The sequence below is a fragment of the Bacillus sp. EB106-04-02-XG92 genome (assembly GCF_058791995.1).
This window is the reverse complement of sequence record NZ_JBYTEA010000004.1, coordinates 13,370-26,225: the sequence shown is the minus strand read 5'-3', so window position 1 is coordinate 26,225 and position 12,856 is coordinate 13,370. Positions and strand designations below refer to the sequence as shown.

Annotated in this window: 11 protein-coding genes; 3 read left to right on the top strand and 8 right to left on the bottom strand. The window is 33.4% G+C overall.

The window, feature by feature from the left end; all coding sequences use genetic code 11:
- Positions 1–410 precede the first annotated feature (410 nt).
- On the bottom strand, positions 411–1,613 hold the full coding sequence (locus tag AC3WVA_RS11545) for an L-lactate MFS transporter (RefSeq protein ID WP_098345721.1): 1,203 nt from the start codon (positions 1,611–1,613) through the stop codon (positions 411–413).
- Positions 1,614–2,090: 477 nt separating this feature from the next.
- Here AC3WVA_RS11545 and AC3WVA_RS11540 point away from each other — a divergent pair, with 477 nt between their 5' ends.
- Positions 2,091–2,276 (top strand): YkvS family protein, encoded by a 186-nt coding sequence (locus AC3WVA_RS11540; RefSeq protein ID WP_000646791.1) that lies wholly within the window; start codon positions 2,091–2,093, stop codon positions 2,274–2,276.
- A 58-nt stretch (positions 2,277–2,334) separates the two neighbouring features.
- On the opposite strand, the gene AC3WVA_RS11535 is transcribed toward AC3WVA_RS11540, so the two are convergent.
- The 5 genes from AC3WVA_RS11535 to AC3WVA_RS11515 all read right to left on the bottom strand — a co-directional run bounded on the left by AC3WVA_RS11535 (position 2,335) and on the right by AC3WVA_RS11515 (position 8,201).
- Complete coding sequence (locus AC3WVA_RS11535) at positions 2,335–2,634, bottom strand: ArsR/SmtB family transcription factor (protein ID WP_000214794.1); 300 nt, start codon at positions 2,632–2,634, stop codon at positions 2,335–2,337.
- A gap of 627 nt (positions 2,635–3,261) precedes the next feature.
- Positions 3,262–6,351 carry an AAA family ATPase gene (locus AC3WVA_RS11530; protein WP_492321918.1) on the bottom strand — a complete coding sequence of 1,030 codons (3,090 nt, stop codon included), beginning with the start codon at positions 6,349–6,351 and terminating at the stop codon, positions 3,262–3,264.
- Positions 6,348–7,505, bottom strand: coding sequence for an exonuclease SbcCD subunit D (locus tag AC3WVA_RS11525; RefSeq protein ID WP_048528967.1), 1,158 nt, complete (start codon positions 7,503–7,505; stop codon positions 6,348–6,350). The genes AC3WVA_RS11530 and AC3WVA_RS11525 overlap by 4 nt, the downstream gene beginning before the upstream one ends.
- Before the next feature lie 15 nt (positions 7,506–7,520).
- Entirely contained in the window at positions 7,521–7,760 is a 240-nt protein-coding gene (locus AC3WVA_RS11520; protein ID WP_071758179.1) for a DUF2584 family protein, read from the bottom strand.
- 183 nt (positions 7,761–7,943) lie between these two features.
- The gene (locus tag AC3WVA_RS11515) at positions 7,944–8,201 is read right to left on the bottom strand and encodes a hypothetical protein (protein ID WP_048528963.1); all 258 of its coding nucleotides are present in this window, start codon (positions 8,199–8,201) and stop codon (positions 7,944–7,946) included.
- A 316-nt stretch (positions 8,202–8,517) separates the two neighbouring features.
- Between AC3WVA_RS11515 and AC3WVA_RS11510 the strand changes: the two genes are divergently transcribed.
- Together AC3WVA_RS11510 and AC3WVA_RS11505 are read left to right on the top strand one after the other, a co-directional pair.
- Positions 8,518–9,573, top strand: a complete 1,056-nt coding sequence (locus AC3WVA_RS11510) for an enoyl-CoA hydratase/isomerase family protein (protein WP_492321917.1) — start codon at positions 8,518–8,520, stop codon at positions 9,571–9,573.
- A gap of 191 nt (positions 9,574–9,764) precedes the next feature.
- Positions 9,765–10,397, top strand: a complete 633-nt coding sequence (locus AC3WVA_RS11505) for a LysE family translocator (protein ID WP_048528959.1) — start codon at positions 9,765–9,767, stop codon at positions 10,395–10,397.
- A gap of 70 nt (positions 10,398–10,467) precedes the next feature.
- On the opposite strand, the gene AC3WVA_RS11500 is transcribed toward AC3WVA_RS11505, so the two are convergent.
- Both AC3WVA_RS11500 and AC3WVA_RS11495 read right to left on the bottom strand, forming a co-directional pair.
- Positions 10,468–11,928 (bottom strand): CoA-acylating methylmalonate-semialdehyde dehydrogenase, encoded by a 1,461-nt coding sequence (locus tag AC3WVA_RS11500; protein WP_048528957.1) that lies wholly within the window; start codon positions 11,926–11,928, stop codon positions 10,468–10,470.
- Positions 11,929–11,965: 37 nt separating this feature from the next.
- Positions 11,966–12,856, bottom strand: a complete 891-nt coding sequence (locus AC3WVA_RS11495) for an NAD(P)-dependent oxidoreductase (protein WP_048528955.1) — start codon at positions 12,854–12,856, stop codon at positions 11,966–11,968.

Sequence of the window (12,856 nt, the reverse complement as noted above, 5' to 3'; positions counted from 1 at the left end):
TTAGTTATTCTCAATACCATTACATCTAAAAGCATTACTAAGTACTTACTTTAAAAAATTAATACATATTTCTATTTTTAAAATTGAAAAAGATTAAATGTAGATGCCCTCATATATAAACCCTTACCAAAAATTCAAGTATTTAATTTCTCAACATTTTTCTGAAAATATCGAGAAAATATACCTTACAATTAATGACGTATGTCGTGTTTATAATTTAAGATTTAATAAATAGTTAGAATATAATGTATTATTTTTAATATCCCAATATAATCCAAATAGATATTTCACTCATTTTTTATCTCAAAAAATTCCAAAGATCATATACCCTATTTAAAACAACTCAAAAAAAGCACCCTATTTAGCAGGATGCTTTTTCATAATCAAAGTGTTATAGAAGATTTTTATATTTATGCTACGCTGCGATACTCTTCTTCTTGTTCTTTCTTCTGCTGTGGTGCTTGAATTACAATTGCGATAATAAATGATACGACACATAAAACGCCGATTACCATGAATGTTGGCTTGAATCCACCTAGAAGTGCACCGATAAAGGAACCTGCAAGTGCTCCAAACCCAAATCCTTGATACACAATACCGTAGTTCTTACTATGGTTTTTCATACCGAAGAAATCACCAACAATAGCTGGGAAAATAGTGATATTTCCACCAAAGCAAAACGCTACACTTGCTACACATACGAAGTAAATACCGTAATTTAAATCTACGAAACTTAGAACTAACACTGAACTTGCCATAACAACAAAAGTACCAGTAACAATTTTTAAACGACCGATTTTATCTGATAAAGGTCCTAGAATAATACGACCTAATGTATTGAAGATCGCAACCATAGCCACCGCATTAGCTGCTGTCGCTGCGCTAAGCCCTACAAGTTGAACACCAATGTCTTTTACCATACCAATTAAGTATAAGCCACTCATACATGATGTAAATAACATAATAAATAATAAGTATACTTGTTTTGTACGTAACATTTCTTTCGTTGTATACTCATGAGTTTTTGCTTCCTGAACTGCAACTTGATCAGCAGCTTGATGGATTAAACAAGCTCCAAGGACAATCATAGCTGTAACAATTAAACCCCAGTATATAAATGCTTGTGATACACCAACTGATTCAATTAACTGTGCGTTAACATATTTAAAGATTAAGCTACCCGAACCATATGCAGAGACAGAAATCCCAGCAATTAAACCTTTACGCTTTGGAAACCACTTTATTAAATTGGATAATGAAGTAATATATGCTGTTCCATCTGCATAACCTACTACAACTCCTGCTAGTACATACAGCAATATTAATGAGGAAGCTTGTGAACTAAGTACTAATCCAAGTCCTAATGATAGTCCAGCTATCATAATAAGTTTACGAAGTCCCCATTTTTCTTGCAATTTACTCGCAAATAAAGTAGAAAATGCTAAGGAAAGACTAGTAATTGAGAAAGTTATAGCAACTGCGTTAAGACTCCACCCGTATTTACTAACTAAAGGCTGATTGAATAAACTCCATGTATATATCGTTCCAAGTCCCATTTGAACTATGACTGTACCGAGGACAACAAGCCATGGATTAACATTTGATTTTTTCATACCTTTCCGCCTCCTCTTTCTATTTCAATGCTTTTCGCTAAGTTTTCTTTTTTTATATTCATATTGACCACCTCTTTTGATTTAACACCTTCATTGTATAAGATGTTTCCGATTATGTAAGCACTTACAAGATGGAGCGTCAAAAACATGGAATCAGTTACAGAAAACGAAGGACGAAATACAAAAAAACAATTATTAAATACGTAAGTAGCTATTATAATGTTTTGCATCAATACGACTTACTGCTGTTTTATCATCTTTTTTTATAAAAATTATGTCTTATGTTATACAATTGCTAGATTGCAAGATTTTAATTTTCCAATTAAAATAGAAAAAATTTTTCACACTACGATGTACTTTATTTTTTATAAAACCACAAATTTTTTTGATAAATAAAACTAAATATTCACTAATATATCTATCCGTGGTTTAATATATATAATAAAAAAATATTTCTATTTTTAATGAGGAGGTACTATGAAAGCAAACGTAGGGGATACTATACTTTTTCAACGTAATAATTTAAAGATTACAGGATCTGTACTAAAACTTTATACTGAATCGGTCTTAGTTGAAATTACAAATGTAAGCGGTGGTACTTTTGAGTTTGATCGAACAATTGTAAATCATAAAAACTATAAAATTTTAAATACGAATACATAAAACAACACAAAATAGCCCCTGCTCACCAGCAGCGGCTATTTTATATGAAAATACTTCATTAGTTTATATATCCTAAAACATTAACAATTTTACTCGCTTTTAAATTGTTAATATGATAATAAATTTCTAAACCTCTTCTCTCTGCTCGTAACACTTTACCCTTCATTTTTGATAAATGTTGTGAAACAGTAGATTGTGGAATATTCAGTAACTCTGTTAATTGTGTTACATTACAAGTTTTTCTTGTACTTAATTCATTTACAATTTGTAAGCGGATTGGGTGCGCCATAATTTTTAAAATATCTACATCTTCTTCCGAAACTAAAGTTTTTTTCATTTCACTTGTATATGTTGTCATAAGACATTCCCCTTTTATATGAATTCCTTTTATTTAGATCTATTTCCAAAATATTTAAAACTCCGATGTGAAACCTTTATATAAAAATAATAGAATTTTAAATTTTTAAAAACAGAAATACATTCAATTCACTTTATTTATTTGGTACATATACATAATACAATGTTAATATGTGCTCTATGTGAAGTTAGCATAAATTTATAATGAAGATTTTTCAAATAATTCACATGTAACTATATACTTCCTCATAACACTATCCAGTGATTTTAACATACTTTAGACATTTGTATATACTATTTACAAAATTAATGTTGATTAGGGAGTGTTCAAATACCAACAATGCTACAAGAAGAAGTTGAAGAAGCGCGCGAAACGTATGTCAGTCGTATCATTTTGGTCGGTGGATCAGCATTATTTTTAGTCGGTGGTGTTATCTCGACAATTTCGGCCTTTAAAACGTATAATCGCTTGGAGAATACACCGCTTTCTACAGATAACTCGTAGGTGTATTATTTAATTTTGAATAACAAACAAATGCCACCTCTATAAAGAGGTGGCATTTGTTTTATCATAAGTTCTATAGTAGAAACTTACAAATAATGCTTTAAGTATGAATTACAATTGAACTTACTTCACCACAAACCTCGTCTGACTACACCCATCCTTCTGCTTTGTTACTTCTAATACAGCTGGCATTGCGTTTTTCAGCTCTTGAACGTGTGAAATAACACCGATAAATCGGCCTGATTTTTGTAAGTCAATTAAGGCGTCTACTGCTTTTGTTAATGACTCCTCATCTAGTGAACCGAATCCTTCGTCGATAAACATCGTTTCGATGGAAATACCGCCTTCATACGCTTGAATGACGTCTGCCATTCCAAGCGCTAAGCAAAGCGATGCATTAAATTTCTCACCCCCAGATAATGTTTTTACATCGCGTGTTTGGCCAGTGTATGCGTCGTATACATCTAACCCTAATCCACTTTGACGATTTCTCTTTTCAACTCGCTCACTTCGTTTTAAATAAAATTGTCCATTTGATAATTTACGTAATCGTTCGTTCGCAATTTGAACAATTTGTTCTAAATACTCAATTAAGATGTAACGTTCAAATGATATACGGCTTTCGTTATCACCTTTCATTACTTCATATAAATCAACAAGTTCTTGGAAAGCTTTTTCTTCCTCATGAATTTGCTCATCGATACGTCTAATATTTTCATGTAAATCAGAAATATATGTTACCGCATTTTGCGCACGTTGACGTTTTTCTTTAATGATATCAAGATTAATTTCTAAATCTTTTATATGTTCACCTAACGCTGTAATGTCCATATACTCTTTATCTTTTAATTCAGCATGTAACTCTTCAATTTGTTTTGCAAGTACTTCAAGAGATGAATAATAGCTTTGAATTTCTTTTTGTAATGTATCCATCTCAATATCACTTAATTTAGCTTCTTTATACGTAGTTTGATCTGTAAATCCGCTCTGCTCAAGCTCTTTCATAAAGCGCACGAAAGTCTCTTCTTTCTTCAATTTTGCACTTTCAAATTGATTTGAAGCACTTTCCTGCTCTGCTTGAATACGTATATTTTCATTTTGCCAATGTTGATACGCTTCCTGCACTTTCTTCCATTCGTCTTCCATTAATTTGAGATTATGCATAGCTTGTTCAAACTGAATCTTCCAAGCTTGTACGGTTTGTAAGCTTTCAGGAATATTTTTCTTATCATGTTCATATGACGTACGAAGCTGCATACACTCCATTTCTGTACGGTGCTGCTCTGTTTCTACCTCACGCTTTTGTTTCTGAAGTATATCTACTTTTTCTTCTACGTTTTTTATATTCACTGTTGTTTGCTTACGCGTTTCTTCGCCTGCTTTTAACGTATTCACTTCAGTTGCTAATTGTTTTCCCTTTTGAACAAGCGCACTATATGTTTCAGCTAATTCTTCCGAGCGATAGCCTCGCTTCTTAACCTCTTCTATTACTTGCTCATATTGAAGATGATAGAAATTCCATTTCTCCTCTACTTGCACATGTAATTTTTCAGCACTATTCTTCTTGTCTCTTAAATCATTTAACTCTTTTTCATCGATCGCATCACTTTGCTCTGTAGCTTTTTTCGGATGGTTCGTACTACCACATACTGGACAAGACTCACCATCATGTAAATGAAGAGCTAATATACCAGCTTGTTCACTTAACCAGCGGCGTTCCATATTTTCATATGCGTTAACTACCAATTGCATCTTACTATATGCTGCTTCTTTTTCTTTCTCGAATTTTTGCTTTTCTTGCCAAACATCATATGCTTGCTTTAATATTTTTGCATCTTCTCGCATATTCGTTAGTTCTTCTACTTTAGCTACATATTGCTCAAGTGCTCGTTCTAATTGCTGCAATTCACCAGACATTAACTGCTTTTGATTTGTATGCACTTCTAATTGTTGCTCTAAGTTTTGCATACTTTCTTTTAATTTCACTACTTGAACTTCTGCATTTTGTAAATTCAACTGTTTCTCAGCTAATGACGCAATAATCGATTGTAACTCTTCTAATCTTTGAACGAGTTTTTTTGCATTTTCTCTCTCGGGTTCTTTATTCTTTACCTCTTCATATTTCTCCTGAGCAAGTTCAAAGCTATTCGTTATATTTTCTTTTTTGATGATTATTTGTTTTAACAAACTTTCAACTTTCTGCTCATTTTGCATTGCTTCTTCATACCATTGCTCAAATGGTAATAAGCGCTTCGCTTGTTCCGCTCGTTTAAAAGATGTTTCTTTCATTTCAATTACTGGACGGTTTTCTTGTAAAGTATTATATTTCTCATTCTTTTGTTGTAAATCTATAAATTTCTCATTTACAGATTTCGCTGCATGAAAACGTGTTTCAGCATGCTTTAATTGTTTCGTTTGAGTATCTTGTTCTACTTGTAAATGCTCCACTTCTGCCTTATACGCAGTTGTTTCTTGTTCTAATGCTTCTACTACTTGATGCGTATTTACATGTTCTTGTTCCACTAATGTCTCTAATAATGCTCCATCACGAATTGGTAATTTAAAAACATTACGGAAATATAACTCTCGCTCTTTCTGTTTTTCTTGTAAGACGTCTTTCCATTGTTTTCGTTTTTGATCAAGTAACTCACGCATTAACTTATAACGATCTGTTTTAAAAATACGACGCAAAATTTCTTCTTTATTTTCTGTTTCAGATGTTAATAATTTTCTAAATTCCCCTTGCGGTAACATAACAATTTGGCTAAATTGATGTTTACTTAAACCAATTAAATTTTCCACTTTTTTATTTACATCCGTTACATGGAAACGGTCAACAGCTGGAACCTTCTCTTCATCAATCACTTCATATAATTCTACTGCATGTCCCGTAATCGTCTTGTTCCCTTGTTTTTTATGCCCAAGTTGGCGTTTTATTTCATAACGCTTTCCTTTTAGTTGAAAGGTTAGTTCTACACTTGTATACACGTTATCATCAGCAAATTGACTGCGAAGCATGCTCGTATCACTACGCTCTTCTCCGCTTGCCTCACCATATAATACATAACAAATCGCATCAAAAATGGTTGTCTTTCCAGCTCCCGTATTCCCAGAAATGGCGAAAATACGATGCTCTCCAAGATCATCAAAATCGATTATTTCTTTCTGTTTATATGGGCCGAATGCCGTCATAATAAGCTGAATCGGTCTCATCCTCGTTCACCTTCCCGTTCTTGCACTGTTTGTAATACTTCTACAAATAGACGTTCTTTCTCTTCTGATAACTCTAAGCCTTTCATTTCTTTATAAAAAGCCTTTAATAGTGATAAATCATCTGTTTTATGTCTTGAAACAGTTACTTCATTTGACTCTGTGAATTCTCGTCTTTGAATAGATCTTTCAACATGCATTGCATTTGGATATACAGAGCGTATTTTTTCCATTGGCTGCAAGACAGGATTTTCATCTAATAATTTTACAAATACGTAATCTTCACTTACTGGATGTTGTAACAATTCATCTATTTTCGCTTCTACTGTTCGCATTTTACGGCGTGGTGTAAGCAACCTTTTTTCAATCGTTACTTCACCTTGCTCGTCCAGTTCCACAATATAATATCCTTTTTTATGTTTTTCTTCAGAAATAGAATATGCAAGTGGAGAACCGGAATATCGAATTGTCTCATTACGTACGAAATGCGCTTGATGTAAATGTCCAAGCGCTGTGTAATGAAACTTATCAAAATAATGACTATTTACGTATTCAGCACCACCAATTGAAAGTGGTCGTTCTGCATCACTTGTATTCTCCTCCGCTTCGCCTGCAGAAGTTACAAATGCATGACCAACAAATACGTGTCTTGCTTCTTGATCCATCGTTTCAGAAAGCTCATTCATAAAAATACGCATCGCATCATCATGAGAACGTACGTCTTCATTTTTCAATACATGTCTCACTATGCTTGGATCCGCATAAGGAACGAGATGGAAGTGAACCTCGCCATATTCATCAGTTAATATAATTGGCTCATATGGAAATTGAAATTGCCCCACAATAAATAATCCTTGTTTCTTCATTAAACTACTACCAAAATGAATACGATCTGGACTATCATGGTTTCCTGCAACTGCAATAACTGGCGTTTGTAAATCAATGACTATTTTTTGTAAAACATCATTTAATAAGTCTACTGCTTCTGTAGGTGGAATTGCTCGGTCGTATAAATCACCTGCAATAATTACGGCATCTGGTTTTTCTTCCTCAACAGCTTGTACAAATTGATCTAATACAATCTTTTGATCTTCAGTCATATACACGCCATGAACAAGTTTTCCTAAATGCCAATCCGCTGTATGAAATAACTTCATATTTTCTTTCTCCTTTTAATTTACTGATTTAAGTGATACAAGTTGATAGTTTATTGTAGTTCTTTCGTTCTCCCACTCTAACTTTTGTATCATTGCACTACCAATTCTTTCTTCATTTGATTTATATAAAGGTAATATTTCTTGCACTGTAAATAAGTGATAACCATCCAATGTTAATTGAAATATGTTTTCTTCTATATGTAATCTTACTTCTTTTTCATTTGAAATAATTTTTGTGTGCATCTCAAATTTCATGCTAGATACAACCCCTTTTTCTAATCTCTACATTATTAATAGTATATTGGCTATGCAAGATTGACAAGTAAATACACGGTGAAGTGCCTACTTTTCTATTGCTATATGTTTTTTATTTTTACATACAATACGGTATGTGAAATTTTATTAGTTTCAAAAATAAAAATGTCTCATGCGACATCTTTATTTTTGTATAAAGTCTTTCATTACATAATATAAAACTGTAATGAGAACGATCGCTACAAAAAATGAAAATACTGCGACAATGTACCCATCTTTATTTAATAAAATGCAAAAAGAAATAGATATGATAAAAATCGGAAATACAAGCCGTACTTTATCCTTCACTTCCTCTGTCGTATCTGTATGATGAAAATACTGAGTTATTCCTATCATTAAAGAAGACAAAATTATCACCGACAAAAGTAAAGGTACTGGCATTCCGATTTCTCCTTTCTCTATTTCTAATGAAAAGCAACTTTTCTTTCATTATTATTACTTCAAATACTCTTTCCAAAGTGATTTTGTACAATTTACACTTATATAATAGCTTGTTTATCATGATAACTTCAAATAATTACAATTACAGTAATGTTGTAATATTCATTTTCAACCTCCAAAATCCTGCAAATATAACTCGTCAAAATATGCAGTGTCGAAATTAACATGTACCGCCAACTTTAGACAAAATTTATAAAGGACATTTCAGTACATATAAAGAATTAAGAATAAGAAGAAATGTAAGGGAGGATGAATTATGACTGAACACGTTTTATTTTCTGTTAGCGAAAACGGCGTTGCATCAATTACTTTAAATCGCCCAAAAGCACTTAATTCTTTATCTTATGACATGTTGCAACCAATTGGGCAAAAACTGAAAGAGTGGGAACATGATGAGCGAATTGCGCTTATCGTATTAAAAGGCGCTGGCACAAAAGGTTTTTGTGCAGGTGGTGACATTAAAACTCTTTATGAAGCACGTTCAAATGAAGCTGCACTACAGCATGCGGAACGTTTCTTTGAAGAAGAGTATGAAATTGATACATATATTTATCAATATAAAAAACCGATTATCGCTTGTTTAGATGGAATTGTAATGGGTGGTGGTGTCGGTCTTACAAATGGTGCGAAATATCGAATTGTAACTGAGCGTACTAAATGGGCAATGCCAGAGATGAATATCGGCTTCTTCCCAGATGTCGGTGCTGCTTATTTCTTAAATAAAGCTCCAGGGTTTGCTGGCCGATATGTTGCTTTAACAGCATCTATTTTAAAAGCTGCTGACGTACTATTTATAAACGCTGCTGATTACTTTATGACATCTGATTCAATTCCAAATTTCCTTACTGAACTTGAAAGTGTAAATTGGCATAAAGAAGATGATGTACATACTAGTTTAAAAGAAGTTATTCGTACATTTGCAACTGTTCCAAACTTAGAAAGCGAGCTTGCTCCTTCATTAGAAGAAATGAATGCTCATTTTGCTTTCGATACAATTGAAGAAATCGTCCATTCATTGGAGAAAGACCAAAGTTCCTTTGCTTTAAAAACGAAAGAAACATTATTATCCAAATCCCCTGTTTCATTAAAAGTAACATTAAAACAGTTTATTGATGGAAAAGATAAATCCGTTGAAGAATGTTTCGCTACCGACCTTGTACTTGCTAAAAATTTCATGAGACATTCAGATTTCTTCGAAGGAGTACGCTCTGTTGTCGTTGATAAAGATCAAAATCCGAATTATAAATATAAGCAGTTAAGTGATGTTTCAGAAGAAGATGTAAATCGATTCTTTAACTTACTGAACGCATAAGTAATGAGTTACCCCTCACCAATCGCCCGTTCATTCGGGTTAAACCTGAGGCTATATAGGCGTGTAATTACACGCCTATATAGCCTCTTTCCTGTTTAATAATTTTTAATAAAATTTAATTTTATTAAATCAAAATATGTGCTACACTATTTTTAATCAAATATTCTAAAAATAAAAAAGGAGGAGCGACTATGATTGAAAATTTTTTTCTTTTCATCATTATGTCTATTTGTCTTATTATTTTACCCGGTCCAGATACAGCAATGGCCACAAAAAATACATTAGTTGCCGGTAAGGTTGGCGGAGTAAAAACAGTGTTCGGCACATGTATTGCACTTTTGATTCATACGCTAGCTGCAGTAATCGGGCTATCCGCACTTATTGTAAAGTCAGCTCTTTTATTCTCTATTTTCAAGTACGTTGGAGCTCTATATTTAATTTATATTGGTATTAAAGCCCTTTTAGCAGTAAGAAATAAAGAAGGTGTTGATACGAACGATTTATCTTTGAATAATGAAGATGAACACACTTCTTGCTTTCGCCAAGGGTTTCTTACGAATTTATTAAACCCTAAAGTTGCAGTTTTCTTTTTAACGTTTTTACCGCAATTTTTAAATCCGAATCATAATACGTTTATTCAACTTCTCGTAATGGGCCTTACTTATCTCGTTTTAACAGTTATTTGGTTCGCTTTTTATATATTTTTAATTGATAAAATTAGTGCTTTTATGAAAAAACCGAAGACGCAACGTTATATTCAAGGGTTAACGGGAATCGTCTTAATTGGTTTTGGCATTAAACTTGCTTTTGAAAAAAGTAATTAACAAAACGAAAACCACCACTATTTCTAGTGGTGGTTTTCATTTAATAACTGATTTGACTGTTTACTCTTTATTAAAACCAGCGCTCAGTTACAACTTTTTTACGTGTATAGAATTGAACCCCATCTGTACCATTTGTACCTAAATCACCAAAGAATGAAGCTTTATTTCCTGCAAATGCGAAGAATGCCATTGGTGCTGGAACGTTTACGTTTACACCGATCATACCAGCATCGATATTATCACGGAACGTTTGTGCATGCTTACCATTTGACGTATAAATTACCGCACCATTTGCAAATTTAGATTGATTTGTTAGTTTAATACCTTCTTCTAAATCTTTAACACGTACAATGCTTAATACCGGAGCAAAAATCTCATCTTGCCAAATTTTCATTTCTTGATTTACACCATCAAAGATTGTCGCACCTACAAAGTAACCTTCTCCAACTTCTTCCTTAATTTGACGACCATCTACTAATAAAGTAGCTCCATCTGCTACACCGCTATTAATATAGCCTAATACACGCTCTTTATGAGATTCACGAATTAATGGTCCAACATAGTTATCTTCGTGGAAACCATCACCTACTTTTAATTTCTTCGTCTCTGCTACTAGTACGTCGATGAATTCATCAGCAATTTCATCAACTACTGCTACTACTGAACATGCCATACAGCGCTCTCCACTACTTGCGAATGCAGACCCAATTACACCTTGCACTGTTTTCTCAAGATTGCAATCTGGCATTACAATCGCATGGTTTTTCGCACCAGCTAACGCTTGTACACGTTTCCCATGTTTCGTACCTGTTTCATATACGTAACGAGCTACTGGCTCAGATCCAACGAACGAAACAGCTTGAATATCTTTATTTTCTAAAATGCTATTTACAACATCTTTTCCGCCTTGTACTAAATTTAATACTCCTTTTGGAAAACCAGCTTCATAGAATAACTCTACAAGTCGCTCTGCTAAAAGTGGCGTTCTTTCAGATGTTTTTAATACGAAAGTATTACCGCAAGCAATTGCAAGTGGGAACATCCATAATGGAATCATCATTGGGAAGTTAAACGGTGTAATACCAGCAACAACTCCAATTGGATAGCGCCAAATCGATCCATCAATGCCGCTAGCAATATTCGGTAGAGCTTGTCCCATCATTAAATTGGGCGTAGATGTTGCAAGTTCTACTGCCTCAATACCGCGTTGTACTTCACCAGTTGCATCCGTTAATGTTTTACCATTTTCAAGCGTAATGATTTTAGCAAGCTCTTCTTTGTTTTCTTGTAAAAGCTGTAAATATTTATACAATTGTCTTGAACGATTCGGAACTGGTACTTTAGACCATGTTTCGTATGCTGCTTTCGCCGCTTCAACTGCTTTTTCAACATCTTCTTTCGGAGATAGTGGAACGTAAGCGATAATTTTTCCAGTCGCCGGATTTGGAACTGCTTCTACTTCTGTACCAGTAGATTCTACCCACTCACCATTAATATGATTTTTTACTCGTTTAATTTCAGTTGTAATCATTATATTCTCTCCTTTTTTTATGATGTTTATAAGTCTATTATTTTTGATTAGAAATTAATTGTTCACTAACTTTCTTATATAAAGCAGCCATATCATTTTCACCATACCCAGCTTCACTTGCTTCTTCATATATATTTAATAGCATTTCGCTTACTGGTAAGTGAAGTTCGCTTTCTTTCGCTAAATCTACTGCAAACCCCAAATCTTTCTTTAATAAATTCACAGTAAAGCCTGGCTCGTAGTTTTCTGATGCAATGAAACTTTTATAATTGCGCTCATAAATTCTACTTTGACCGTAACTTACATTTAAAATATCAAACATTTTATCTAAATCCATATCGTTCTTTTTCGCTAATGTTAAAGCTTCACTCACACCAGCTGTATAAAAACCAATTAATAGATTATTAATTAATTTAACTGTTGTACCACTATCAATCTTCTCACTAACATGGAAAATGTTCGCGCCTAGTACGCCCATGATAGATTCCGTTTTCTCATATACATCTTTTGATCCACCAACCATAAACGTTAATGTACGGTTTTCTGCTCCAATTACCCCACCACTAACAGGTGCTGCTAAAAAGTCTACTTTCTTTTCCTTGGCAGCTTCTTCTAACTGTTTGTTTAATTGTGGAGATACAGTACTTGTATCAATTAAAACTACATTCGAATGACTATTTTCAAATAATCCTTCTTCCCCAAAATAAACTGATTCAACAGCACGAGGTGAAGGTAAACTTGTAAAAATCACATCGCATGTTTCTGCTAGCTTTGAGATTGATAAGCCAATAATTCCTCCTTCACTTTCAAAGGAAGCTTCAGCCTCTTTATTTAAATCCACACCGTATACTGTGTAACTTGATTTAACTAAATTTTTAGACATTGGAAGACCCATGTTACCTAAACCGATAAAACCAATCTTTTTCAT

Bases quoted from the DNA above. Each gene is read 5' to 3' on its own strand.
- AC3WVA_RS11535 (WP_000214794.1), bottom strand. From the start codon at position 2,634: ATGACAACATATACAAGTGAAATGAAAAAAACTTTAGTTTCGGAAGAA.
- AC3WVA_RS11520 (WP_071758179.1), bottom strand. From the start codon at position 7,760: ATGAAATTTGAGATGCACACAAAAATTATTTCAAATGAAAAAGAAGTA.
- AC3WVA_RS11505 (WP_048528959.1), top strand. From the start codon at position 9,765: ATGATTGAAAATTTTTTTCTTTTCATCATTATGTCTATTTGTCTTATT.
- AC3WVA_RS11530 (WP_492321918.1), bottom strand. From the start codon at position 6,351: ATGAGACCGATTCAGCTTATTATGACGGCATTCGGCCCATATAAACAG.
- AC3WVA_RS11515 (WP_048528963.1), bottom strand. From the start codon at position 8,201: ATGCCAGTACCTTTACTTTTGTCGGTGATAATTTTGTCTTCTTTAATG.
- AC3WVA_RS11525 (WP_048528967.1), bottom strand. From the start codon at position 7,505: ATGAAGTTATTTCATACAGCGGATTGGCATTTAGGAAAACTTGTTCAT.
- AC3WVA_RS11500 (WP_048528957.1), bottom strand. From the start codon at position 11,928: ATGATTACAACTGAAATTAAACGAGTAAAAAATCATATTAATGGTGAG.
- AC3WVA_RS11540 (WP_000646791.1), top strand. From the start codon at position 2,091: ATGAAAGCAAACGTAGGGGATACTATACTTTTTCAACGTAATAATTTA.
- AC3WVA_RS11510 (WP_492321917.1), top strand. From the start codon at position 8,518: ATGACTGAACACGTTTTATTTTCTGTTAGCGAAAACGGCGTTGCATCA.
- AC3WVA_RS11495 (WP_048528955.1), bottom strand. From the start codon at position 12,856: ATGAAAAAGATTGGTTTTATCGGTTTAGGTAACATGGGTCTTCCAATG.
- AC3WVA_RS11545 (WP_098345721.1), bottom strand. From the start codon at position 1,613: ATGAAAAAATCAAATGTTAATCCATGGCTTGTTGTCCTCGGTACAGTC.